Annotated in this window: 22 protein-coding genes; 11 read left to right on the top strand and 11 right to left on the bottom strand. The window is 65.5% G+C overall.

What is annotated here, in order from left to right:
* Positions 1-44: 44 nt before the first annotated feature.
* Positions 45-410, bottom strand: coding sequence for a hypothetical protein (locus tag ACVIHF_RS07705; RefSeq protein WP_016841849.1), 366 nt, complete (start codon positions 408-410; stop codon positions 45-47).
* A gap of 339 nt (positions 411-749) precedes the next feature.
* Here ACVIHF_RS07705 and ACVIHF_RS07710 point away from each other — a divergent pair, with 339 nt between their 5' ends.
* The 3 genes from ACVIHF_RS07710 (at position 750) to ACVIHF_RS07720 (ending at position 4,520) form a co-directional block, all read left to right on the top strand.
* The gene (locus ACVIHF_RS07710; protein ID WP_253609536.1) at positions 750-2,375 is read left to right on the top strand and encodes a helicase HerA-like domain-containing protein; all 1,626 of its coding nucleotides are present in this window, start codon (positions 750-752) and stop codon (positions 2,373-2,375) included.
* Between the two features lie 95 nt (positions 2,376-2,470).
* On the top strand, positions 2,471-3,871 hold the full coding sequence (locus ACVIHF_RS07715; RefSeq protein ID WP_456791880.1) for a M20/M25/M40 family metallo-hydrolase: 1,401 nt from the start codon (positions 2,471-2,473) through the stop codon (positions 3,869-3,871).
* Positions 3,872-3,983: 112 nt separating this feature from the next.
* Positions 3,984-4,520 (top strand): REP-associated tyrosine transposase, encoded by a 537-nt coding sequence (locus tag ACVIHF_RS07720; RefSeq protein ID WP_253609534.1) that lies wholly within the window; start codon positions 3,984-3,986, stop codon positions 4,518-4,520.
* Between the two features lie 153 nt (positions 4,521-4,673).
* On the opposite strand, the gene ACVIHF_RS07725 is transcribed toward ACVIHF_RS07720, so the two are convergent.
* Positions 4,674-5,453, bottom strand: coding sequence for a class II aldolase/adducin family protein (locus ACVIHF_RS07725; protein ID WP_028331642.1), 780 nt, complete (start codon positions 5,451-5,453; stop codon positions 4,674-4,676).
* Positions 5,454-5,599: 146 nt separating this feature from the next.
* Positions 5,600-7,249 carry a glycosyltransferase family 39 protein gene (locus ACVIHF_RS07730; protein WP_253609533.1) on the bottom strand — a complete coding sequence of 550 codons (1,650 nt, stop codon included), beginning with the start codon at positions 7,247-7,249 and terminating at the stop codon, positions 5,600-5,602.
* Positions 7,250-7,588: 339 nt separating this feature from the next.
* On the opposite strand from ACVIHF_RS07730, the gene ACVIHF_RS07735 reads away from it, so the two are divergent.
* Together ACVIHF_RS07735 and ACVIHF_RS07740 are read left to right on the top strand one after the other, a co-directional pair.
* Positions 7,589-8,482, top strand: coding sequence for a DUF308 domain-containing protein (locus tag ACVIHF_RS07735; RefSeq protein WP_253609532.1), 894 nt, complete (start codon positions 7,589-7,591; stop codon positions 8,480-8,482).
* Positions 8,483-8,659: 177 nt separating this feature from the next.
* The gene (locus ACVIHF_RS07740; protein ID WP_057015640.1) at positions 8,660-9,073 is read left to right on the top strand and encodes a MucR family transcriptional regulator; all 414 of its coding nucleotides are present in this window, start codon (positions 8,660-8,662) and stop codon (positions 9,071-9,073) included.
* A 4-nt stretch (positions 9,074-9,077) separates the two neighbouring features.
* Here ACVIHF_RS07740 and ACVIHF_RS07745 read toward each other — a convergent pair whose 3' ends face one another.
* Positions 9,078-9,509 (bottom strand): SufE family protein, encoded by a 432-nt coding sequence (locus tag ACVIHF_RS07745; protein WP_141343262.1) that lies wholly within the window; start codon positions 9,507-9,509, stop codon positions 9,078-9,080.
* A gap of 144 nt (positions 9,510-9,653) precedes the next feature.
* Positions 9,654-10,034: a DUF5330 domain-containing protein gene (locus ACVIHF_RS07750; protein ID WP_253609531.1), complete on the bottom strand. Its 381-nt coding sequence runs from the start codon at positions 10,032-10,034 to the stop codon at positions 9,654-9,656.
* A gap of 433 nt (positions 10,035-10,467) precedes the next feature.
* On the opposite strand from ACVIHF_RS07750, the gene ACVIHF_RS07755 reads away from it, so the two are divergent.
* Together ACVIHF_RS07755 and ACVIHF_RS07760 are read left to right on the top strand one after the other, a co-directional pair.
* Positions 10,468-12,279, top strand: coding sequence for a PAS domain-containing sensor histidine kinase (locus ACVIHF_RS07755; RefSeq protein ID WP_253609530.1), 1,812 nt, complete (start codon positions 10,468-10,470; stop codon positions 12,277-12,279).
* Positions 12,272-13,036, top strand: a complete 765-nt coding sequence (locus ACVIHF_RS07760) for a peptidoglycan-binding domain-containing protein (RefSeq protein WP_253609529.1) — start codon at positions 12,272-12,274, stop codon at positions 13,034-13,036. The genes ACVIHF_RS07755 and ACVIHF_RS07760 overlap by 8 nt, the downstream gene beginning before the upstream one ends.
* Positions 13,037-13,159: 123 nt before the next feature.
* Here the strand turns inward: ACVIHF_RS07760 and ACVIHF_RS07765 are convergent, their stop codons facing one another.
* Positions 13,160-14,803, bottom strand: a complete 1,644-nt coding sequence (locus ACVIHF_RS07765) for an ankyrin repeat domain-containing protein (protein WP_253609528.1) — start codon at positions 14,801-14,803, stop codon at positions 13,160-13,162.
* Between the two features lie 225 nt (positions 14,804-15,028).
* Between ACVIHF_RS07765 and ACVIHF_RS07770 the strand changes: the two genes are divergently transcribed.
* The gene (locus ACVIHF_RS07770; RefSeq protein WP_456791881.1) at positions 15,029-15,373 is read left to right on the top strand and encodes a DUF1491 family protein; all 345 of its coding nucleotides are present in this window, start codon (positions 15,029-15,031) and stop codon (positions 15,371-15,373) included.
* Here ACVIHF_RS07770 and ACVIHF_RS07775 read toward each other — a convergent pair.
* Complete coding sequence (locus ACVIHF_RS07775; protein ID WP_156436513.1) at positions 15,370-16,302, bottom strand: DUF2336 domain-containing protein; 933 nt, start codon at positions 16,300-16,302, stop codon at positions 15,370-15,372. The two genes, ACVIHF_RS07770 and ACVIHF_RS07775, sit on opposite strands and share 4 nt — an antisense overlap.
* Before the next feature lie 295 nt (positions 16,303-16,597).
* On the opposite strand from ACVIHF_RS07775, the gene ACVIHF_RS07780 reads away from it, so the two are divergent.
* Complete coding sequence (locus tag ACVIHF_RS07780; protein WP_024579523.1) at positions 16,598-16,792, top strand: hypothetical protein; 195 nt, start codon at positions 16,598-16,600, stop codon at positions 16,790-16,792.
* Between the two features lie 16 nt (positions 16,793-16,808).
* Positions 16,809-17,576 carry a hypothetical protein gene (locus ACVIHF_RS07785; RefSeq protein WP_038379546.1) on the top strand — a complete coding sequence of 256 codons (768 nt, stop codon included), beginning with the start codon at positions 16,809-16,811 and terminating at the stop codon, positions 17,574-17,576.
* Position 17,577: 1 nt separating this feature from the next.
* Here ACVIHF_RS07785 and ACVIHF_RS07790 read toward each other — a convergent pair whose 3' ends face one another.
* Entirely contained in the window at positions 17,578-18,438 is an 861-nt protein-coding gene (locus ACVIHF_RS07790) for a LysR family transcriptional regulator (protein ID WP_225641820.1), read from the bottom strand.
* 91 nt (positions 18,439-18,529) lie between these two features.
* Between ACVIHF_RS07790 and ACVIHF_RS07795 the strand changes: the two genes are divergently transcribed.
* Positions 18,530-19,372, top strand: a complete 843-nt coding sequence (locus ACVIHF_RS07795; RefSeq protein ID WP_456791882.1) for an MBL fold metallo-hydrolase — start codon at positions 18,530-18,532, stop codon at positions 19,370-19,372.
* Here ACVIHF_RS07795 and ACVIHF_RS07800 read toward each other — a convergent pair.
* From ACVIHF_RS07800 to ACVIHF_RS07810, 3 genes are read right to left on the bottom strand one after another with little or no spacing between them, the layout of a single operon-like run.
* On the bottom strand, positions 19,369-19,989 hold the full coding sequence (locus tag ACVIHF_RS07800; protein ID WP_057020197.1) for a DUF1254 domain-containing protein: 621 nt from the start codon (positions 19,987-19,989) through the stop codon (positions 19,369-19,371). The two genes, ACVIHF_RS07795 and ACVIHF_RS07800, sit on opposite strands and share 4 nt — an antisense overlap.
* Entirely contained in the window at positions 19,986-20,564 is a 579-nt protein-coding gene (locus ACVIHF_RS07805; protein WP_016841830.1) for a DUF1214 domain-containing protein, read from the bottom strand. The genes ACVIHF_RS07800 and ACVIHF_RS07805 overlap by 4 nt, the downstream gene beginning before the upstream one ends.
* A 1-nt stretch (position 20,565) precedes the next feature.
* Positions 20,566-22,839: a transglycosylase domain-containing protein gene (locus tag ACVIHF_RS07810; protein WP_253609526.1), complete on the bottom strand. Its 2,274-nt coding sequence runs from the start codon at positions 22,837-22,839 to the stop codon at positions 20,566-20,568.
* Positions 22,840-23,031 lie beyond the last annotated feature (192 nt).

The following is a 23,031-nucleotide window of genomic DNA, read 5'->3' on the forward strand; positions in this document are numbered from 1 at the left end:
AGGTAGAAGGGAGCGCACGTGCAATGGCGTTTTGGGAGAATGCTTCAGGCAAACTGGCTGAGGCCCGGCGTCCCCGAGATGATCTCGCCCATTTGATCCGCTCCGATTTTGTCGCGGCCGAACCTGAAAAGTTCACGCGCGACGTTCTGAATCTCACTCATGCTCAATCCAAGCGCCATCAGCCGGGTGCCGACAGCCATCAGACCGCCACCCATCAACCGCGATAGACCACCGCTGTTGTTGGAGGCGGCGATTGCCGCTTCGGCGCCGGGGATTTGGTCGATCAGAGCCTGAACTTTGTCGGAAGGTCCCTCGTTACGGAGGAAACCCAGAACGATGCCGATGGTTTTTTCAGCGACAGCACCGTCGATGCCGGCCTTCGCGGCCAGCTGCCCAACCAATTCGTCCATATTGCCCCGCCTCAACCGGTTTTTGCCGGATCATTCTTGAAGATTTATCTTGAGCGCCTGTGTCACGAAATACAAGCGATCCGCGCATTTCAGTTCGTTTTCTTTTTCGATCGCGTCGGGAGTGTTGCACCTCTGCAAGATTGAGCGGCGGATTCACACCATCTTGTCGCAATGCGCAATGCCTTTCGTCACTTGGCCGGGAATAAAGTATGAGGAACTGGTGGAGCGACAATATACATCAGTGCGCGCCGATGGTTTCAATCGACCTGCAAGATGCAATATGATGTCATCGGTTCGAATGGATCGAGCCGATTTAAAATCGCGTTAAGAGGCGAAGCGATGGCGACGTCCGACACCAAGTTGGCCGACACCGATGAGAAGATCTTTATCGGCAAGGGCGAGGAAACAGCCTGGCTGACGCTTGCGCTGGCCAACCGCCACGGCCTTGTGACCGGTGCGACCGGAACCGGCAAGACCGTCACGCTACAGGTCATGGCTGAAGGATTTGCGCGCGCCGGCGTTCCGGTTTTCGCAGCCGACATCAAGGGCGATCTTTCCGGTATCTCCGAAGTCGGCGAGGCCAAGGACTTTATCCTGAAGCGCGCCAAGGAGATGGGCCTGACCTTCCAGCCGGATCAGTTCTCGACCGTATTCTGGGACGTGTTCGGCGAGCAGGGCCATCCGGTGCGCGCCACCGTCACCGAGATGGGACCGCTGTTGCTCTCGCGGATGCTCGATCTGAACGACGTGCAGGAGGGCGTGCTCAATGTTGCCTTCCGTGTCGCCGACGAGAACGGCCTCACGTTGATCGACATGAAGGACCTGCGGGCGCTGCTGGATGCGATCGCCCCGGACGGCAGCAAGAAGGCTGCCGAGGACGAGGAAGATCCGCTGGCGCCGATCCGTAAGGCCGCGCAAGGCTACGGCAATGTATCCAAGGCGACCGTCGGAACGATCCAGCGTCAGCTCCTGGTGCTCGAGAACCAGGGCGGCGCCAAGTTCTTCGGCGAGCCGGCGCTGACGCTGAAGGATTTCATGCGCACCGACCGCGACGGCCGCGGCATCGTCAATATCCTGGTCGCCGACAAGCTGATGCAGAGCCCGCGGCTTTACGCCACCTTCCTGCTCTGGATGCTTTCGGAATTGTTCGAGGAATTGCCGGAGGCCGGCGACCTGCCGAAGCCGAAGCTGGTGTTCTTCTTCGACGAGGCGCATCTCTTGTTCACCGACGCGCCGAAGGCGCTGATGGACAAGATCGAGCAGGTGGTGCGGCTGATCCGCTCCAAGGGCGTCGGCGTCTATTTCGTCACCCAGAATCCGATCGACGTGCCGGACAAGGTGCTGGCGCAGCTCGGCAACCGCGTGCAGCACGCGCTGCGCGCCTTCACGCCGCGCGACCAGAAGGCGGTTGCCGCGGCCGCACAGACCTTCCGGCCCAATCCGAAGCTCGACACCGCGCGGGTGATCATGGAGCTCGGCAAGGGCGAGGCGCTGGTGTCGTTCCTCGAGGGCGGCGGCACGCCGTCGATGGTCGAGCGCGTCATGGTGCGCCCGCCGTCGGCGCGGATCGGGCCGATCACGCCGGACGAGCGCAAGGCGATCATGGATGCGAGCCCGGTCAAGGGCAAATACGACACCGCGGTCGACGCCGAATCCGCCTACGAGATCATCCAGAAGCGGCTCGCCGGAACGGCGGCGCCGGCGGACGGCAGCGCTGCTGGCGGCGAGGGGGGCGGCATCCTCGGCCAGATCGGTTCGATCGCGTCCACGATCTTCGGCACCAACGTCAAGCGCGGCCGCATGTCGACCGGACAGGTGATCGCGCGCAGCGTCACGCGCTCGGTGACCGACAAGGTGATCGGTGGCGTGGCCGCCGATCTCGGCAAATCGCTCGGCGGTTCGGTTGGCGGCTCGATCGGCCGGGCGCTGGTGCGCGGCGCGCTCGGCGGATTGCTGCGCCGATAGCATAGCGCCGGTCGGCTGAAGCGGGAGACCGGCTTTGCCTCCCGCGGCGGGCGCGCTACAACCTGGCGCAACGTCCAACAAAAAGGATATCCGCGATGTCCAACGCCAAGCTGCAGCCCGTCCTCGACCGTATCGACGCCGATTTCGACAACAGTCTCGAGCGGCTGTTCACGCTGCTGCGGATCAAATCGATCTCGGCCGATCCGGCCTTCGCTGATGACTGCAAGGCGGCTGCCGATCATCTCGCCAAGGATATCGCGACAGTCGGCTTCAAGACCGAAGTGCGGCCGACTGCCGGCCATCCGGCCGTGGTCGGCAAGCTGAACGGCTCGACCGACGGACGCCCGCACGTGCTGTTCTACGGCCACTACGACGTGCAGCCGGTCGATCCCTTGAATCTCTGGCACCGTCCGCCGTTCGAGCCTGTCGTGACCGACCATGCCGACGGGCGCAAGATCATCGTCGCGCGCGGCGCCGAGGACGACAAGGGACAGTTGATGACCTTCGTCGAGGCGTGCCGTGCCTGGAAGACGGTGACGGGATCGCTGCCGGTCGACATCACGATCGTCATCGAGGGTGAAGAGGAGATCGGTTCGAAGAATTTCGTGCCGTTCCTCGAGGCGAACAAGGACGACCTCAAGGCCGACTTCGCGCTGGTCTGCGACACCGGCATGTGGGACCCGAATACGCCGGCGATCACCACCTCGTTGCGCGGCCTGGTCTATGACGAGGTCAAGATCAAGGCCGCCAATCGCGACCTGCATTCCGGCGTGTTCGGCGGCGGCGCGCAGAACCCGATCCGCGTGCTGACGCGGATCCTCGGCGGCCTGCATGACGAGAATGGCCACATCACCATCCCGGGTTTCTATGACGGCGTGAAGGATTTGCCGCCGGATATTCTGGCCCAGTGGAAGCAGCTCAATCTGACGCCGGAGAGCTTCCTCAAGCCGATCGGCCTCTCGGTGCCCGCCGGCGAAAAGGACCGGCTCCTGATCGAGCAGGTCTCCTCGCGCCCGACCTGCGACATCAACGGCATCGTCGGCGGCTATACCGGCGAGGGCTCCAAGACGGTGATCGCGGCCGAGGCGTCGGCGAAGGTCTCGTTCCGCCTAGTCGAGGGACAGGATCCCGAGAAGATCCGAAGGGCGTTCCGCGACTATGTGAAGGCGCGCCTGCCGGCCGACTGCAAGGCCGAGTTCACCGACCATTCCAGCGCGCCGGCGATCGCGCTCGACTGGAACATGAAGCCGCTGGCAGCCGCGCGCCGTGCGCTGACCGACGAATGGGGCAAGGAGGCGCTCTTGATCGGCTCCGGCGCCTCGATCCCGATCGTTGCCGATTTCAAGCACACGCTCGGCCTCGACAGCGTGCTGATCGGCTTCGGGCTCGACGACGACAACATCCATTCGCCGAACGAGAAGTACGACCTCAAGAGCTACCACAAGGGCATCCGCTCCTGGGCGCGGATCCTGGCGGCGTTCGGCGACGCCAAATAGCGCGCAGGCGCATCGCAAGCAAAAACGCCGCCCGGAATTGGGCGGCGTTTTGATTCGGATGTAGGATGGGTAGAGCGAAGCGAAACCCATCGCTTCTTCATTGCGATCAGTCATGGTCACCTATCGTCGTAATTTCATTGCTGGAGGCAGTTTCTTCTTCGCGGTCAATCTAGAGGACCGGCGTCTGCGATTGCTGACAGACCACATCGATCAACTGCGCGCCGCCTTCCGTGAAACGCGCGAACGGCATCCTTTCACGACCGAGGCGATTGTCATTCTGCCCGATCACCTCCATGCAGTTTGGAGCTTGCCGGAAGGTGATGCTGACTTTGCGACGCGCTGGCGGCAGATCAAATCGGCATTTTCACGAAGCCTCCCGGTCGGCGAACTCATTTCGGGTAGCCGAGCGGCCAGGTCGGAACGCGGCATCTGGCAGCGGCGATACTGGGAGCACACGATCCGGGATGAAAGTGACCTCTCTCGTCACATCGACTACGTGCACATCAATCCACTCAAGCACGGCCTCGTGAAGCGGGTGAAGGACTGGCCGTATTCGTCGTTTCATCGCATGGTCAGGCTCGGAGTCTACCCAGAGGATTGGGCTGGCGACGGGGAGAGAACGGATGGAGCGTTCGGTGAGCGGTCTTGATGCTGAGGCGTGATGGGTTTCGCTGCGCTCTACCCATCCTACGGGTCTCGGCCAGGCCCCCGAACGTAAAAACGCCGCCCGGAATTGGGCGGCGTTTTGATGCCGATAGTGCAGAGGGTGTTGGTGAGCACTCTACCCGAAGATTGTGAAATTTCAATCACGGTAGCCGGGATTGACCCGGTCGAGCTTGCGCAGCAGCGGCGGCCAGACCAGCTGGGTCGAGCGCAGCTCGGCGCGGTCCGGGTTGGAGAGCAGCTCAGTGTTCTTGTCGATCGCATGCTGGTCGACCGGATAGGCAATCGGTCCGAGCGCGCGGGTCGCCACCTGCATCGAGCAGGCGCGCTCCAGATGGTACATCCGCTCGAAGGCGGATGCGACCGAGCGGCCGACCGTCAGGGTGCCGTGATTGCGCAGCAGCATGTGGTTCTTGCTGCCGAGATCGCGCTGCAGGCGCGGGCGCTCGTCATGATCGAGCGCGATGCCTTCATAGTCGTGATAGGCGAGGTCGTGGGTGACGAGCTGCGCGGTCTGGTTCAGCGGCAGCAGCCCGTCGGGGCCGCTCGACACCGCGGTGCCGTCGACGGTGTGCAGATGGAGCACGCAGCCGGCGTCCTCGCGCACCTCGTGGATCGCCGAATGGATGGTGAAGCCGGCCGGGTTGATGCTGTAGTCGCTCTTCGAAAGCTGGTTGCCGTCGAGGTCAACCTTGACGAGGCTCGACGCGGTGATCTCGTCGAACATCAGCCCGTAGGGGTTGATCAGGAAGTGATGCTCGGGCCCCGGCACGCGCGCGGAGATGTGGGTATCGACCAGATCGTCCCAGCCATAGAGCGCGACCAGCCGGTAGCAGGCGGCGAGATTGATCCGCTGCTCCCATTCCGCCGCACTCATATCCGACGGCACTTCCTTCAGGCGCGCTTCCGCTGGCGACATGGCCGATTGCTCCATTGATGGCGTTATTGCTTGGTCCAAGCGTAGCGCCGCCGCCGGACCGCAGCAAGGCAGGGTAACGGCGTGACAGTCATGTCGGCATGCGGCCCACGATCGGAACGGCAATCGTCAGTGGGCAGCGTGATGCGTTACGGCGCTGGGATCGCCAGCAGGCTCGAGATGCTGCGGCCGCGGATGTCGTAGACGCGGGCGAACACGACGTCGTCGCGCTTGATCTCGACCATGACCGGCGCGGCCAGCCCCTTGCAGTAGAATTCGCCGAGTGTCATCGCGAAGTCGGCGGCATTGCTGTCCCATCCGATCGTGAAATCAGGGCCGAGCGCGACCTGCGCGGGGCGCTGCGGTCCGCACACCGCGACCTTCCACTTGCGGTTCTGCGGCGGCACTTCCTGCCGCTCCGCCAGCTGCTCGCGCAGCCCGTCGGATGCCTGCTTCAGCGCCAGGCCCCAATAGTCCAGCATGAAGAAGTTGTCCGCGGTACGCACCGTGCCGGCGATGTGGTTGAAGTGCGTGTACTGATACGGATGCAGGCGGATCATTTCGCTGAGCGGCAGCAAGAGGCCGAACGCGAACATGGCGAGCGCCGCGGGCTGCCAGGCCCGGCGGTTCTCGCCGAGCCAGTCCATGCCGCGCGCGAATGCGATGCCGGCCAGCACCGTCATCGGCGGAATCACGAAGATGAAGTGACGGATGCCGTTATAGAGCGCCGGCCGCTTCACCATCGCGATCGCCAGCGGCAGCGTCGCCGCCAGCGTCAGCATCAGCATGATCGACTTGCGCTTTGCGGTGACGTCGTAGCGCGACAGCGACATCAAGGTGATGACGACGGCGGCTGCCAGCAGCACCAGCAGCACTTCGGGAAGCTGCAGCGCGAACAAGGTGGGCAGATAGGACCACGGCATGTCCGGCACCGACACCAGCGCGCCGTCGAACATCTCCTTCCACGGTTTCTCGAAGAAGTGCGAGAAATAGGTCACCGCTTCGAGCGGATGTCCGGGCTCCATGATCGACCACGGCCAGATCAGGCCCATCACGAGATAGCCCAGCACAAGTCCCGGCAGCAGCACATAGACGACATGGGCAAAGCGGTGGGTCGCCTCGCGCGGGCCCTGCTTGCGGAATTCCTCGATCAGGAGCGGGACGAAGCCGACCACGGCGTAGATCAATGCGAGCCCGCCAAGCACGCGGCAGCCGATCGACAGGCCGGCGCCCAGGCCGACGATCAGGATGGTGCGCGGCGAGGGCGCCGGATATTCCTCGATCAGGCGGACCAGGCCCATGATCAGGACCACCATCGCCACGGCGAACGGCGCATCCTTCGGATTCATGAACATGTGGCCGTAGAAGGTCGGGCACAGCGCCAGCAGCAGCAGCGCCGCCAGTCCCGCCAGCGGGCCGCCGACGCGGCGCGCCAGGCGCCAGGTCACCGCAAGGCCGATAACGCCGACGATCGCGCCGAGCAGGCGGCGCGTCTCGAACAGTTCGAGCGGAATGATCTTGTGCAGCAGGGCCGCGGCCATATCGAAGCCGCCGCCGTACATATACAGATTGGCAAACGACAGCGCGCCGGTGTCCTTGAACCCGGACTCGTACATGCGCAGCAGGAGGTCGGCATATTCAGCGTGGGTGTAATCGTCCCAGCCCAGACCGTAATCGCGGAACGTCAAACCGGCGACCACGGCGACCACGCCGAGGACGAGGACAGCGAGATCGTCGCAGGTCTTCTCCACCGAGCGCCGCGCAGGCGCCTCGAGGGCAGACGTCGTAATCGATGACATAGCTAGTGATACCGGCGTGCCTGTGGCCCAGATTGGCGCTTTAGGGCCTCATTCCCCGGCATCCATAGCGCAGTTCCGTTTCCGAGTAATTGGTAATTGTGGCGTAATTTCCCAGATGCGTTGCAATAAATTGGCAGCAATTCGTAGCCAGTAAATCTACGGGAGCTGGCTGCCCGACAGTCACTGCGGCCGCGGTGAAGTAGCGCATCGCGGCTTGGTTAAGCGGGATTTTAGGGAACTCTGTCTACAATTGGCGGTTGGCGGTGTGGGCAATATGACGGTATCGTGGCGTTGGTGGCCCGCGCCGATTTTCGGTCGGGTCTCCCGGGGGTTAGTTCGATGAAGGTTGGTCTGTTGGTCGTCGGCGCGGGCCTGGTCGTGGCGGGCTTGGCGGCGATCGGCCTCGGAATTCCAAACAAGGAATTCAGCGTCGGCGGCACGTTGATCGCAACAGGCGTGACCGGCGCATGTACCGGCGTGCTTGTTCTGGCCCTTGCCGCCATCCTTCGCGAACTCCAGGCCATGGGCGACCGGCTCGATGCCGTCGTGGCGGTGGGTCTGCGGTCCGGGTCGCCGTCTGCAACTTCCCCGCGCGGCACTCCCGACGATCCGGTGTTCCCGCCGCCTGAGCCGAAGGTCTCGGCGCCTCCGCCGCTGGCTCCAGCGTTCCCGCCATCCGCTCCCGCGGCGCCGCCGCCCTGGCACGACGAGATCGCCTCGCGCGGCGCATCAGGCGAGGTGCCGCCGCCCGCACCGGCGGCCGCGCCCGCGGATGGCGCTGCGCCGCCCAAGCGGCGCAATCTGCTGTTTTCCTCCTCGCGCAAGGAGCGCGAGCGGAGCCAGGGGCGTGCCGCCGAGCCGCTCACGCCGGATCTGTTGTCGCCGGAACTGCGTCCGAATCCGGGTGGTTCGGCCGAACCGGCGTCGGCAACCTTCGACGATGCCTGGCCGAAGACCGACCGGCCGCGGCCGGTCGACGTCGCCCCGCGGCGCGGCCCCCGGACGCCATCCACCTTCGGCGAGGCCCAGTCGGCCGCCGCCGCCTCGCCGTCGTCGGGCCATCCGCCGCCGCCCCAGGAGCAGCCGCCGGTGACCGTGCTCAAATCCGGCGTCGTCGACGGCATGGCCTATTCGCTCTATTCGGACGGATCAATCGAGGCGCAGATGCCGGAGGGCATGATGCGATTTGCCTCGATCGACGAGCTCAGGTCGCATCTGGAGCAGCGGCCTTAAGATCCGGGCCAATACTTGCGCGCGGCCGGCCCGTAGCCGGAAACGCGGCCGTTGTTGTCAGATTTGCTGCAATTCGTGCATATTCGCAAAGTAGTACGCGATTCCATTAATGTATTGCTGCGCATGGATACTGTCCGGTGGGCGCCGGGCTGCCGATAGCACGGGGAAGATTGAGCCATGTCCGATACGTCAGGCAAAACGCCGGTCGAGCTGACCGCCAACATCGTTTCGGCCTATCTCAGCAACAATCCGACGCCGGCCTCGGACATTCCGAACCTGATCAGCCAGGTCCACTCCGCTTTGCTGCGGGTGTCGAGCGGACGCAACGACACGCCGAGCGAGCCGGCCAAGCCTGCGGTGTCGATGAAGAAGTCGATCACGCCCGAATATCTGGTGTGCCTCGAGGACGGCAAGCGCTTCAAGTCGCTGAAGCGCCATCTGCGCACCCAGTACAACATGACCCCGGAGCAGTATCGCGACAAATGGGGCCTGCCGGCCGACTATCCGATGGTGGCGCCGAACTATGCGGTGGCGCGATCGCAGCTCGCCAAGAAGATGGGTCTCGGTCAGCAGGCGCGGAAGCGGAAGTAAAGATCTACGCGGCGGACGCCAGCGCCTCGCGCGCATCGTTGCGGATGCGGTCGACCATCGAGCGCAGGCCGTTGGAGCGCTGCGGCGTCAGATGGTCGCGGAAGCCGAATTCGTCGAACAGCGCGAGCGCGTCGGTGCCGAGGATTTCCTTGGGCGTTTGCCCGGAAAACAGCGTCAGCACGATCGCGACCAGGCCGCGCACGATGTGGGCGTCGCTGTCGCCGATATAGATCAGGCGCGGTTCGCCGTTGGCATCGCGCTCGATCCGCTTCGACAGCCAGACCTGGCTGACGCAGCCCTGCACCTTGTTCTCGGCCGAGTGCTCCGCCTCCGACAACGGTTCGAGCGTGCGGCCGAGCTCGATGACATAGCGGTAACGGTCGTCCCACTCGTCCAGCAGCGCAAAATTGTCCCTGATTTCGTCGATCGTCGTCATCGTGGCCCGCGTCCTGTCCTTGCCGGCTTATATAGGAAGGCGGGCCGCGAAAGCGATGAAAATGGAACCGGTTCCCGGCTGTTTTGACGCGTTTTCTTCACGCGAACCGGTGCCTGCCTCGCTCGACAGCGCTTTGGTTTCCGCTCACGGCGTCGGCGGCAGGCGGAATTCGATCGACTGATCCTCCGCGGTCAGCGTGTCGCGGAACGCGGTGGCTGAATCGGTCTCGTCCTGGCTGATCGAGCCGGTATGGTCGGGTGGCTTCTTGTCGGTGATGATCTGGTAGAGCTTGCGCGCCCCGTCGGTCGCGCGCTGGCCGATCGCGGTCGCGGCCTGGCCGCCGACCTCGCAGGCGGACGGCTGGCGCTTGCAGAACTGACCCATGTCGTTGATCGTCGCGGTCGCGGCCGACACCGCGTCCGACGCGCTGATCTGCGGCGCCTTGTCCGCTTCGGGTGTTTTGTCTCTCGGCAGCAGCACGAGCACAAGCCCGAGCCAGAATGCCAAACGCAGCAGGAAGAACATGGCGCGATCCCGGTCGTCTGTCTTGTCTTGCTTCTTGCGCGGTCGATGCCGCTATTGGCCTTGAGAGTTAGCATCGGTCGATAAATCGGAAGTATCTGCATTGAAGTAAATCCGCCGAAAAATCGCGGAAAATTCGCCTGAATTGATTCGCCGTAAATTTTCGATTGATGGCGGCCGACGCGCGCCGGATACGCAGGATTCGCCCCGTCCACCATTTCGAAACCATAGAATGTCGCATCCGGAAACCAGCCGTTCACCATCCCCGACAAATGGCCGGTGAATAGCGGGTCAAACCCACTCCAATGCACGGTGTTTGGCGGCAGGCCGCCCAGCCTTAGCGTTCGCTTAAGTTCGCTCTGACACGTTGACCTGCAATCACGAAGGAGGCGTTCCGGCGCGTCTGTGTTGACGATTGAGCCGAAGCGCGAGTGCTGTGAGTAGTTTGAGTCTGATCCGCGATTGCCTGGATGCGCTGCTGCATCCGTCGGCGCAATATGATGCGCTGACGCGTGCGCGCCATCGTGCCTTCATGGCGCCGCGGCTGCTCGGCAGCCTGGCGGCGCTTGCCTCGTTCCCTGCCTTTCTTGCGATGCGCGGCGCGCCGACGGCGATCGAGGTCGCGGCATTCGCCTGGCTGATCGCGCCGATTCTGCTGTCGTGGTTCCTGTCGCGCACCGGCCGCTATGAAGGCGCGCATGTGCTGTCGTCGCTGGCGCTCGCCGGTCTCGTGATGATGATCGCGGCGACGACCGGCGGCATCGCCTCGTTCGCCGCCGTGTGGCTCGTCGTGATTCCGATCGAGGCGGCGCTGTCGGCCTCGCGGCGTGTGGTGGCGTTTGCGTTCGCGCTGGCGATGATCTGCGCGGCGCTGCTGAGCGTGCTCGGCCATTATCATGTACTGCCGGTCGTCGATCCCGCGGTTGCTTCGAACAGCACGCTGGTCGGTTTCGGCGTCGTGTCGGCGATCTTCTACGCCGCCGGGCTCGCCTTCGGTGCGGAGTCGCTGGCGCGCACCAGCGTGGCGCTGCTCTATGTCGAGGAAGAGCGCTACCGCCTGCTCGCGCATAACATGAGCGACGTGCTGTCGCGGCACAGCCGCAACGGCGCGGTGCGCTTCATTTCGCCCGCGGCCGAGAACATGCTCGGCGTGCCGGCATCGCGGCTGTTGGGCCATGGCCTGTTCGACCGCGTTCATGTCGCCGATCGCCCGGCCTATCTCACGGCGCTGTCGGACGCCGCGCGCGGTGACTCCCGCAGCGTCGAGTTCCGCGTGCGCCGTGACGGTGCGCGGGGCGAAGCCGTCGCCGAATTCATCTGGGCCGAGATGCGCTGCCGCCCGCTCGATCAGGCCGCCGCCGATGCCGAGGTCGTCGCCGTGATCCGCGACGTGACCGATCGCAAGGTGCAGGAGCAGGCGCTCGAACAGGCGCGCAACGTGGCCGAGCAGGCCGATGCGTCGAAGACGCGCTTCCTGGCCACCATGAGCCACGAACTGCGCACCCCGCTCAACGCCATCATCGGCTTCTCCGAGATGATCGCGCAGGAAGACGTGCTCGGCCTCGACGTGGCCCGCCGCAAGGAATACGCGCAGCTGATCAACGATTCCGGCCAGCATCTGCTGTCGGTCGTCAACGGCATCCTCGACATGTCGAAGATGGAGTCCGGCAATTTCGAGATTTCGCCGGAGCCGTTTGCGCCGCGGCCGGCGCTGCTCAATTGCTGCAATCTTGTGGCGTTGAAGGCGCGCGAGAGTGGCGTCGATCTCGTCACCCGGGTGCCCGACGATCTGCCGATCGTGAACGGCGATCCGCGCGCGTTCAAGCAGATCGTGCTCAATCTGGTCTCGAACGCCATCAAGTTCACCGAGCGCGGCGGCAAGGTTACCGTGTCGGCCGGCGTCGAGGGATCGCGGCTGGTGCTGCGTGTCTCGGACACTGGCGTCGGCATCGCCGCCGATGATCTCAAGCGGATCGGCGATCCGTTCTTCCAGGCCGGCAAGACTTATCAGCGCCGCCACGAGGGCACCGGTCTTGGTCTTTCCATCGTGAAGGGGCTGGTCGGCCTGCACCACGGCGAAATCAATGTGGAGAGCAAGGTGGGCGAGGGCACCATTGTATCGGTCGCGCTGCCGCTGGCGTTCACCCCGCCCGCCGCCGTCGAGCCGTCCAGCAATGTCTCGACCCTGAAGCCCGCGCTGCGTTCCGGACTACAAGAGCAAACCCATCAGGTGAAGAAGAGTGCCTAGACAGACTTTGGATGACGATGAAACGCCGCGCCGTCGCCGCGGCGCCAAGGCAGTGGCCATCGCGGCCGAGGAGGAACGTGGCCTCGTCCTGCGCCTGCTGCTGCACAGTCCGAAGGATCTGGTCGCCGGCGTGCTGGCGACGTCTGCCATCGTTGCGATCCTGATCAATGCGCTGTTCCTGCAGGCGGGCCGTCATCCGTCGCCGATGTTCGGCGGTTCGGTTGTGACGCTGCCGCCGCCGGCCCCGGTTGCCGCGGCCACCAGCCCGATACCGCGCCCGCGTCCGGCCGAGGCGGCTGCCCGATCGATTGAGCCGGCCGCCATGGAGCCGAGCAAGCCCGTCGACGTGAAGCCGGTGGAGACCAGGCCGGCCGAGACCAGGTCCGTCGAAGCCAAGCCGGCAGAACCCAAGGTCGAGGCCAAGCCGGTCGATCCGATGGCCAATCTGGTGCTGAAATCGACCACTGCGCCGCCGGCCGCAGCACCGTCCCCGGCCGCCGCGCCGTCCAGCGTCATTCGTCCGCCGGCGTCGATTCCGACACAGCATCTGAGCCCGGCCGGCAAACGCATCGCCGCAGTCCAGCGTACGCTAACGGAGTATGGCTACGGCCAGCTCAAGCCGACCGGCACGATCGGCGCCGATACCCAGCACGCGATCGCGAAGTTCGAACGCGCCCGCAAGCTGCCGGTGACCGGTCAGATGTCCGATCGCCTGGTACGCGAGCTCGGCGCGATGATCGGCCATTCGATCGAGTAGTCGTCTCTCTGCGAAGGCATTGAATGCGTATTCGTCATGCCCGGGCTTATCCCGGGCATTGACGTCTTTGAGACTTGTTGCAGCCAAGACGGGGATGGCCGGGACAAGCCCGGCCATGACGAGTTAAGGCGCATCGCCCAGCAGAACGTCCCTGACCTCGTCGGAGAACAGCTTCCTGCGTCCGGCCACCAGCACCCATTCCGGATCGTCGCGATCCGGAATAGCGCGCGGCATCCCGTGATCGAGCAGGGCCTGCGCGCAACCCACCCAGTCGCCGCCGCTGACCGGCTCGTTGCAGGAGGCCCATGACAAGGAGCCGGACGTGTTGTCGCCGAAGCCGTGCTGCTCGGTCCACTCCGCGCCGTGCTCGAGCAGGAATCGCGTCAGGCCGGCATTGCCGCGGAACACCGCGTGATTGAGCGCCGACGCATCCCAGTCGCCGCCACGCACCGTGATCGGCCAGCCGAGCTCGACCATCAGCCGCACTGCATCGTCGCCGCTTGCCGCGGCGAGCTCCGGAAGCAACCGCAATTGCTGCGGTGAAAGTGAACCCGGAAGATCGGGCCGACCAGCCTGGATTCGCCGCGCCTCGCTCTCGTCACCACTGCTGCACGCCGCGACGAACCGCTCATCATCGGCAAGCGTCTCATCGCCGGTGCGTTCGCGCAGCAACTCGGCGACATCGGTCAGTCCGAACTGCAATGCGTAGCGGTAGGCGCTGAGCCCGCCTGGTGTTGTGATGCGCGGATCTGCGCCGGCGTCGAGCAGTATCGCGATGCAGGTTCGCGACCGCCGCCGGCGGATCGCCCACAGCAACGGCGAGCCGCATTCGGTCAGCGGCGCGTTGCCGGCGGGTTCGTTTGGATTGCCGCCGTGCCGCAGCAGCAGGTCGAGCGCCGCCACGTTCTCGTCATCGAGCACCTTGTACATCGCGTTGGTGCCGGCGATCCGTGCGCCATGCTCAAGCAGCAGGCCAGTCGTCACCGAGCCTTCGAGCGAGTGGTAGAGCGATTCATTGTCGTTCGGATTGGCGCCCGCTTCGAGCAACAGTCTGGTCAGTTCGAGATCGTGGTTGCGGCCGGCGGCGCCGTACAGCGCTGACAGCGGATTGCTGTCATCGGGTGCGTCGAGCGTTCCGGGCGGCCAGCGGCTGCTGATGTGCTGGTCGGGATCGGCGCCGGCCTGCAGCAGCAGGCGTGCGCAGCGATGCAGCCGCGCCTCAAATTCCGGAATCTGCAGCAGGCTGGAATGCGTCACGGCGACCAGCGGCGGCAGTTTGAACGGACCGCCGGGACGGTTGACCCATGTGGGATCGTCGTTGGCGGTGCGTTGCACTGTCTCCTCGTCACCGATGGCGCAGGCGAGATAGGGATCGTCGGCGACAAGACTGGAATCCTCGGTGAGCATCCGCGCCGCAACGCGCGGATTGGCGCGGTCGGTGGTGCCGGCGACGTCCGCGGCATAGACCAGCTGCAGCCATCGCCGCACGCGATCGGCCTTGCTTTTACCAAGCGGCAATTGTGCGTCGACATAGCGCCGCAGGTCCGGCCAGGAGGCGAAGCCGAGATCGCGCGCCACGCAGGACTGCGCATCGTGCAGCCGCAGATCAAGCGCGGCGATTTGAGCGTCGCTGCGCCCGGCCGCAGCCGGAAGCGCATGCCGGAAACGCGCGTAGGCCTCTGGCGCCTGCCGCCGATAAAGGCGAATGAGTTCCTTGGCCTGCTTCTTCAGATGATCGAGATTCAATCGCGCGGGCGATCGGTCCATGGAAACCTCCGTGCATCATCGCCGATGGTCCACAAAACCGGCTGCACAAAGGCTTGGGTGGCCGCTCAATTGATGCAAGTGGGTTCAACCCTTCCCGTGGACCCGGGCGCGGCTTGCACCGCGGATGCAAGGATATGGGTGACGATTGGTTCGGTCAACCCGCCGCGGCGTGACGACATCTGTGACAATTGGACGTGACCGCGCCGCTGGCTTATAGGTCGGCGCATGCGATTGAAAACAAGCATTTGGGTCGCGGCGTATCTGCGCCGCTGCCAGACCGAGGGCGTGTTCGGCGCGGTCCGCAAGAAGGGCGCCGAGGAAGCCGGGGCCGTGTTCGTCAAGGTGGCGCTGATGGACGGCAACGCGATGCTGTATGCGCCGGCGCCGCAGACGGTCTATGACGACAGCCGTCCGGTCGAGCGGCTGTTCGTGCCGACCGCACCACAGCCGGTATCCGAGCCGTCTCTCGAGGAGCGCTTGACCAAGGAGCTCCGCTTCGATCCCGATGCCTGGATCGTCGAGACCGAGGACCGTGCCGGGCGGCACTTCCTCGATCTGGCCAAGGGCTAACTTCCAGACTTCTGATTTCGGACAGCGGGCGCGCTGCCGGGTTGCAACGCGGGGCGCGTCTGCGAGGATGTCGCGCGCACGCGATGGCGCTCATCGTCATAGAGCGACGAGCGATACCTGGCGCGGGCCACCGCCATGGTCGAGCCGCGCCACGCCGCCAGCATCACCAACGCCGAGCGCTCGCTCAGGCGATCGTAGAGCCGCGACAGCCGATAGACGTAGTTGACCGAGGAGCCGGCTTCCGGATTGAGGAACATCAGGATCCGCTGGAACGCGGCGCTCGACACGTCAAGCGCCCGCATCGCGCAGGCGAGCGGCTCGCCGCCGGGATCGTTGACGACGTCCGCGGCGATCCGCGACGGCAGGATCAGCGCCTCGCCGAGTTCGAGCGTGAAGTTATCGAGGTCCTCGGCAAACGCTGCCATCTCCAGGATATGGATCGCGCGCGCGGCGCGCGCGGCCGGGATCCGCGCCGCAGCCTTCAGCGGCGTCTCCTGCAGATTGTGCAGGATCTGCGCGCGCTCCCTCGTGCTGGCGGCAAAGAACATGTCGGAGATTTCGGCGGCATCGTTTGGCCGCATGGCAAGGCTCGCGGCCATCCGCAGCTCGGCTTCGGTCGGGACCTTGGCCGGCAGCGCTGACGGGGCGGGCGCGGGAATTGGCGTGGCCGCCGGCATCGGCTGGTCGGGACCGACGCGGCGCAGCCCGAGCTTGTCCACGATCCGGGCGGGCGTCGCCGGATAGATCGCAAGCCGCGCGCGGACCGCGGCACGCGTCGCGTCGTCGACCTCGTCGATCAGGCGCGTCGTCAACTCGACGAACTGGCGCTCTTCATCGGCGGAGTGGGCGCTCGCCTGCACATAGAGGTCGGTCAGGACGCGCAGCAGCGTCGGGCGGATGTCGACGCCCTCGCGACGGGAGAGCGTCATCAGCCCATCGAAACCAGGAAATAGCGGAGCTGCGCTCATCTCGGGCGTACGCGACTTGCCAGTGAACTTCGGTTTGAAAGCCTTGTGGCAGCGAGCCTACGCAGGCTGTTTTAAGAGGCAGTTAAGGAAAACAAGCCGTGAAGGTGAATGCTCGAATTTGCGCGTGTCTATTAAGGCACAGCGCCATATCCGTAACCGTCCGTGCCGGCGGCTTAAGATGTCATTAACCATGCGCGTTCTTAACTCGGCATGCGCGGGGCAAATCATGTCCGTGCGGGGCCAGAGAGAACGGAACATGGGCACCATCGTTGAGTTTCCGGCGGATGCGGCTGCACGGCGGCCGAGCATGGCCGGTGCTGCCGGCGAAGGCATGGGGACCGTACTGATCCTTCCCGTCGTCCGGATCGAGCGAACGACGGAGGAGACCGGCGGTGGTCGCGGACCGGAGCAGGGCACTGCGCAGGGCCGCCGTCGCCGACGCCGCTCCTGATCGCGGACATCGGGCAATGCCGGAGCTTGTGCAGCGGACCGTCGCGCGGCGGTCACTCCCGGCGCTGATCCTGCTGCTGGCAGGCTCGGCGCTCGCCGGCTGCAGCGGCGGGGATTTCGGCCGCACCCGCGCCGATTTCCGCAACGACGACATGCATCGCTGGATCGGTGCCGAGGCGACCGGCAGCATCGGCAAGAACGCCTCGCAATTCCAGCTCACCGAACACGAACGTCAGCTGCGCGACCTCGCCTATCAGTTCATCGAGCCGCCGCTGTCGCGTCCGGCGTGGAAGAGCGTATTCGGCGACTACCAGCCGCTGCCCTCGCCGTGGCGGCAGAGGGTCGTGTTCGATCGCACCGCCTATGGCCGCAATTTGATCGACGAGCCGCATCGCTCGTTCGCCTCGCGCTATTCGCTGCTGATCGACGAGGTGCGCGACGACATCACCCGCTTCGAGCCGTTCTTCGCCACCGCGATCCAGGTGATCGAGCTCGATCGCAAGCGCAATGCCAGCCTCCACATGATCGCCGACGTGTCGCCGCGCGAGCGGGCTGACGCGGTGGCGCGGATGGAAGAGAACACGCTGATCGTGCAATGGGTCCAGCAGGCCCTGGAGCGGCGGATCTCGTCCTATCGCTGGGCGCTGGAGCGGCTGGTGATCCAGGCGCCCGACGGCATGGCGGCTGACGCCGAACGCCAGATCAACGAGCTCGCCCGGCTCACAGCCAATGCGCCGCTCATCTCCGCGCCGGTCACGGGCCAGGCCGTGGTGACGAAGGGCTAGTCTAGGCGCGCTTCGTTTTCTTCGCCGTCGATTTGACCCGGCGACTGTTGGCTTGCCGCGGCAGGCTCGCAATGAACGCCTTCAGCGCATCGGAGGGCGGGTGGGCCGAGGGATAGGCGAGGCCGACCTGGCGAGTCACGTCGATATCGATCGCGCGCATCGTGACATCAGGATTGCCGCGCGCCACGCCCTCGGGGACGATGGCGACGCCGACCCCGGCCGCCACCAGCGCCATCGCCCACTCCTCGGATTCCGCGATCGCCACCGGCTTGCGCGGCGGTGAGGCACGCTTGAAGAATTCCTGCTGTTCGCAATGGCAGCGATCGATCATCGGAACGCCGGCGAAGTCGGTGGTCCGCAGCGTCTCCTTCAGCGTCAGGGGATGCGAGGGCGGCAGTGCCGCGACATAGCGCTCGCTCCACAGCGGGATGAAGTGCTCGCCGGCGCCGACCATGGTCTTGGCGACGATCCGCGCGTCGGCCTTCTCGCTGGCGCCGACCAGCCGGAGCGCAAGATCGGTATTGCCGGTCAGCGGCTTCAGCAGCGCGATGGTCCGGGCCTGATCGAGCGTCCGCAACAGGCCGAGCGTCAGCGCCTGCCGCGTCGCGGGCTTGCGGAAGAGGTTTCGCGCCGCGTCCGCCTCGTCGATGATCCTGCGGGCGATGCCGTGAAACTGCGCGGCAGAGGCGGTCGGGGCCATGCCCTTCTTGTGCCGGATGAACAGCGTGGTGCCTAGCTCGGCCTCGAGATTGGTGATCGCCGCCGAGATCGACGGCTGCGAGATGAAGCAGCGCTTCGCCGCGGCGGTCAGATTGCGCTCGCGGTAGACCGCGGCGAAGTAGCGGAGTTCGCGGATATCCATAGGTGTATCCTATCACAGGGATAGAAAGACAATATTTTACCTATGGAAACGCGAGTGGCAAGTCTGCGCCTGTTACAGCGGAGGACCTGTCATGCGCATCCACCATCTCAACACCGGCACGATGTGCCCGATCGGAAAGCGGCTCGTGAACGGCAGCGGCAGCATCTTCCAGCGGGCGCGGATGGTCTGTCACTGCCTGCTGGTCGAGAGCAATGACGGCCTCGTGCTGGTCGACACCGGGATCGGGCTCGACGATATCGGCGACCCGCCGCGGCTCGGACGCAAATGGGTGCGGCAGACGACGCCGCGGCTCGATCCGGCCGAGACGGCGGTGCGGCAGGTCAAGGCGCTCGGCTTCTCGCCGGACGATGTGCGCCATGTGCTGCTGACGCATCTCGACCGCGATCACGCCGGCGGCGTGCCGGACTTTCCGAAGGCCAAGGTGCACGTCGATCGCAAGGAGTACGACATGGCGGTAACGCATCAGGTCACGCCGCCGCAGGGGCGCTACATCACGGCGCAGTGGCAGCACGGGCCGGACTGGGCGTTCTATGGTGCCGGCGGCGAGGACTGGTTCGGCTTCAAGGGCGTGCGCGCGCTCGGCGACCGCGAGCCGGACATTCTGATGATCCCGTTGCCGGGCCACACGCTCGGCCATTGCGGGATCGCGGTGCGCGACAAGGTCAGGTGGCTGCTGCACGCCGGCGACGCCTATTTCCACCACGCGCAGCTCGATGCCAGGCCGCGGATCCCGCTGGTGCTCGGCATGTTCCAGCGCCGGGCGGACATGGATCGCGCGATGCGCATCCAGAACCAGGAGCGGCTACGGCAATTGAAGGCGGCGCATGGCGCTGATGTGACGATCGTCAACAGCCACGATCCCGTCGACTACGAGACCTGCCGCTGCGGCCGGCACGCGCTCGCCGCGAGCTAGCGCTTGCGTGCCGCAGGCGGCGGGGCCGGCACAGGCAGCGGCGGCGGCGCCTCCTGCTTGGCCGCGACCGGCTCGGTCTGCACCTTGCAGGAGGAGGCGGCGAGCGAGGCCTGCGCCTGCGGCATCAGGCCGGGCTCCGGCGCCAGCGCCTTCAGGAGGATCAGGCCGGTTGAGGTCGGCGAGTCGATGATCAGCCGGTCGGCGGCGGTGATTTCCTCGTCCTCCGGCAGCTCGTTGTGCTGCGCTTCCGTCATCAGGTCGAGCTCGATCACCTTCTTGCCGGCCGAGCGGTCGTTGATCGCGTAATAGGCGACCTCGTTGCGGGTATAGAACGACACCGACGTATAGGCCTGGCTGACCGGCACGGTGAGCTTGAGCGGCCCGGTCGAGAGATCGTAGCGGCAGATCGCCACCGCGAAGGCCGGATCCATCAGCGGCATCGGCGAGTGGCTCGGGTCGGCCAGCGGCAGCTGCGTCACCTCGTTGAGCTTGGTCATCGGCGTCAGCCGCGAATAGGCGTCCTGCGAGGCGATGCGCGGCAGCGCCAGCACGCTGACGAGATGCACCACGCCGCCGAGCAGCACGCCTGCGAGGATGGTGAGCAGCACGCGGATCATGGGCAACCCGTCGTTGCGATCGACGGCATCGGCGCGTCGCGCTGCGTGCGGGTCGCGACCCCGACCGGCGTATCGTAAAGGCGCAGCATCAGCGCGTAGCGCTCGATGCCGCCGGTCGGCAGCCAGTTGCCGGCGCGCGAGCGCGAGGCGATGTGGATCTCGAACGTGCCGTCGGAGGCGCGCATGATCTCCTGGCTGGTGAAGCCGTAGCGCTGCAGCGTGTTGGCGACCAGGTGCCCCTTGCGGTCGAACAGCGTCAGCGTCCAGAACCGCGCCGCCGGCGTCACGCCGCTGACCACGATGTCGCAGCGGCCGTCGAGCGGCTTGTTCTTGTCGTCTGTGGTCGCCGAGAACGCGATGCCGTCGCCGGTGCCGATCGGCAGCTCGCCGCTGCGCGCGATGGTGGCGCGCGAATAGGGATCGACGTCGGAGGTGCCGCTCTTCGGCCGCGCGGTCCAGGCGCCGATCTTCAGCGTGCCGAGATCGGTGCCGCGGGTCGCCGTCGCGTAGGTCAGGCCGAGGCCGACGGCGGTGGCGATGACGAGTGCCAGCAAAGTGGTGAGGAGGAGCCGCACGTTAGTTCTTGCGTGGCGGTGCCGGTGTCGCGCCGTCCGGCCCGGCCGCGGCAACGTAGTTTTCGGGGAACGCCAGCGCGCTCGAGGACTCGGCCTTGCCGGTCTTCGAGGACTCGTTCAGCGTGGTCTTGCCGGCGGTCCTGGCGGCGTCATCGAGCAGCTTCTCGACCCGCACCAGGATATCCGCGCCGCGCTTGGTCAAAACCGGCGGCGGGCCCGGCTTGGTCTCCAATACGCGCGGCGCCGTGTTGGCCTGGGCATTGGCCTGCGCCGGCTGCGGCGGCAGCTTCTGGCCCATGCCGACGCCGACCAGCTCCTTGACCTCCACGCCCTGATGCGCCGCGACCATGATGTCGTGCCAGGTCTGCGCCGGCAGCGAACCGCCGGTCATGCGGTTGGTCGGCGAATAGTCGTCATTGCCGTACCAGACCGCGCAGGTGAAGTTGCCGGTGTAGCCGACGAACCAGGCGTCGCGATAGGCGTTGGTGGTGCCGGTCTTGCCGGCGGTCGGAATGCCGTCGAGCGCGGCGCGGCGCGCGGTGCCTTCGCTGACCACGTGGCTCATCATGCCCGCCATATCGGCGGCGATGTTCGGCGGAATGGCTTGCCGCGGCTTCGGACCGTCGCGGTCCCAGCGCCAGACCAGGTCGCCGGCGCCGGTGCGCACCTCGAGCACGGAATGCGGCGTCACTGCCTTGCCGCGGTTCGGGAAGGTCGCATAGGCAACCGCGTGCTCCAGCACCGTGACTTCGTCGGAGCCGATCGGCAGCGACGGCGTATCGGGCAGCGGCGCCTTGAGGCCGAAGCGGCGCGCGACCTCGACGATCTTGGCGCGGCCCGCCTTCGGCCCTTCCTTGCCGCCCATCATGATCGAGAGCTTGACCGGCACCACGTTGATCGAGCGGGTGATCGCCTGCGTCAGCGTGACCTGACCCGAATAGGAATGGCCATAGTTCTGCGGGCACCAGTTGCCGATGCAGACCGGGCCGTCCACGATCTTCGAGTTCGGCGTGAAGCCGTTCAGCAGCGCCGTGGTGTACACATAGGGTTTGAACGATGAGCCCGGCTGGCGATAGGCGTCCGTGGCGCGGTTGAACTGGCTCGCACCGTAGTCGCGTCCGCCGACCATGGCGCGGATGCCGCCGTCGAGATCGGACACCACGGTCGCGGCCTGCGTCGCGTGATAGTCGCGCCCGAACTGTCGCAGCTGGTTCTCGATCGCTTCCTCGGCCGCCTTCTGCACGTTCATGTCGATCGCGGTGCGGACCACGAAGACGCGCTCGGTGTAGGATTTCGGGAAGGTGTCGACCAGCTTGCGCATCTCGTCGAAGGCATAGTCGAGATAGTAGTTCGGCGAGTTCTCGTCGCGCCGGTCGACCGCGACCGCGGGATTGCGGCGGGCACCGAACACCTGGCCCTCGGTCATGAAGCCGGCATCGACGAGGTTGTCGAGCACGACATTGGCGCGGGCGCGGGCCGCGGGCAGGTTGATGTGCGGGGCGTATTTGGTCGGCGCCTTGAACAGGCCGGCGAGCATCGCGGCCTCCGCGAGATTCACGTCGCGCACCGACTTGTTGAAGTAGAAGTGTGCCGCGCCGTCGACGCCGAAGGTGCCGCCGCCCATATAGGCGCGGTCGAGATAGAGCTTCAGGATCTCGTTCTTGGTGAGCCGCGTCTCCAGCCAGATCGCGAGGAAGGCTTCCTTCACCTTGCGCTCGATGGTGCGCTCGTTGTTCAGGAACAGGTTCTTGGCGAGCTGCTGGGTGATCGACGAACCGCCCTGGCGGACGCCGCCGGCCTGCGCGTTGGTGACCAGCGCGCGGGCAAGGCCCGGCACGTCGATGCCGAAATGGTCGTAGAAGCGGCGGTCCTCGGTCGCGAGCGTCGCCTTGATCAGATTGTCCGGAAAATCTTCCAGCGGGATCGAGTCATTGTGCTTGATGCCGCGGCTGCCGATCGGGTTGCCGTAGCGGTCGAGGAACGTCACCGCGAGGTCGGACTTCTTCAGCCAGTCCTCGTCGGCGGTCTCGCGGAAGGCGGGGATCGCGAGCGTCAGCATCAGGATCATGCCGCCGAGCCCAAGGGTTGCGGCCTCCGACAGCGGCTCGATGAACACCCAGCGCTTCCAGCGGCCGACATAGAAGCGGTCCATGAAGGTGGAATAGCGCTCGTAGAGCTCGCGCAGGCCCTTGCCCGACGAGAACAGCGTCGAGTCGATACGCGCATCGAGGTCCAGGAAGAAGTTCCGGACCCTCTGTTTCCAATGGGACGGCATGATCTGAAAGGACCGGACCCTTGATCAGTTCGACTGCGCTGCGGGCGCCCAAACCGGGCACAGGGCAGCGTCTTGCTTCGATGTTGCGGCAATCCCAAGGCGCTTTTGCGTCGATGGGGACTCGTTCGTTGTTCTATCCGAGCGGCTGCCATAAACCAATGGCGCGGCTTGTGAATTTAATGGGAGCCCTAA

This window comes from Bradyrhizobium sp. USDA 4506 (genome assembly GCF_054058795.1).

Bases quoted from the DNA above. Each gene is read 5' to 3' on its own strand.
- ACVIHF_RS07715 (WP_456791880.1), top strand. From the start codon at position 2,471: ATGTCCAACGCCAAGCTGCAGCCCGTCCTCGACCGTATCGACGCCGAT.
- ACVIHF_RS07795 (WP_456791882.1), top strand. From the start codon at position 18,530: ATGCGCATCCACCATCTCAACACCGGCACGATGTGCCCGATCGGAAAG.
- ACVIHF_RS07800 (WP_057020197.1), bottom strand. From the start codon at position 19,989: ATGATCCGCGTGCTGCTCACCATCCTCGCAGGCGTGCTGCTCGGCGGC.
- ACVIHF_RS07735 (WP_253609532.1), top strand. From the start codon at position 7,589: ATGAAGGTTGGTCTGTTGGTCGTCGGCGCGGGCCTGGTCGTGGCGGGC.
- ACVIHF_RS07810 (WP_253609526.1), bottom strand. From the start codon at position 22,839: ATGCCGTCCCATTGGAAACAGAGGGTCCGGAACTTCTTCCTGGACCTC.
- ACVIHF_RS07725 (WP_028331642.1), bottom strand. From the start codon at position 5,453: ATGTCGCCAGCGGAAGCGCGCCTGAAGGAAGTGCCGTCGGATATGAGT.
- ACVIHF_RS07740 (WP_057015640.1), top strand. From the start codon at position 8,660: ATGTCCGATACGTCAGGCAAAACGCCGGTCGAGCTGACCGCCAACATC.
- ACVIHF_RS07785 (WP_038379546.1), top strand. From the start codon at position 16,809: ATGCCGGAGCTTGTGCAGCGGACCGTCGCGCGGCGGTCACTCCCGGCG.
- ACVIHF_RS07745 (WP_141343262.1), bottom strand. From the start codon at position 9,509: ATGACGACGATCGACGAAATCAGGGACAATTTTGCGCTGCTGGACGAG.
- ACVIHF_RS07775 (WP_156436513.1), bottom strand. From the start codon at position 16,302: ATGACGCTCTCCCGTCGCGAGGGCGTCGACATCCGCCCGACGCTGCTG.
- ACVIHF_RS07765 (WP_253609528.1), bottom strand. From the start codon at position 14,803: ATGGACCGATCGCCCGCGCGATTGAATCTCGATCATCTGAAGAAGCAG.
- ACVIHF_RS07720 (WP_253609534.1), top strand. From the start codon at position 3,984: ATGGTCACCTATCGTCGTAATTTCATTGCTGGAGGCAGTTTCTTCTTC.
- ACVIHF_RS07705 (WP_016841849.1), bottom strand. From the start codon at position 410: ATGGACGAATTGGTTGGGCAGCTGGCCGCGAAGGCCGGCATCGACGGT.
- ACVIHF_RS07710 (WP_253609536.1), top strand. From the start codon at position 750: ATGGCGACGTCCGACACCAAGTTGGCCGACACCGATGAGAAGATCTTT.
- ACVIHF_RS07790 (WP_225641820.1), bottom strand. From the start codon at position 18,438: ATGGATATCCGCGAACTCCGCTACTTCGCCGCGGTCTACCGCGAGCGC.
- ACVIHF_RS07730 (WP_253609533.1), bottom strand. From the start codon at position 7,249: ATGTCATCGATTACGACGTCTGCCCTCGAGGCGCCTGCGCGGCGCTCG.
- ACVIHF_RS07770 (WP_456791881.1), top strand. From the start codon at position 15,029: ATGCGATTGAAAACAAGCATTTGGGTCGCGGCGTATCTGCGCCGCTGC.
- ACVIHF_RS07750 (WP_253609531.1), bottom strand. From the start codon at position 10,034: ATGTTCTTCCTGCTGCGTTTGGCATTCTGGCTCGGGCTTGTGCTCGTG.
- ACVIHF_RS07780 (WP_024579523.1), top strand. From the start codon at position 16,598: ATGGGCACCATCGTTGAGTTTCCGGCGGATGCGGCTGCACGGCGGCCG.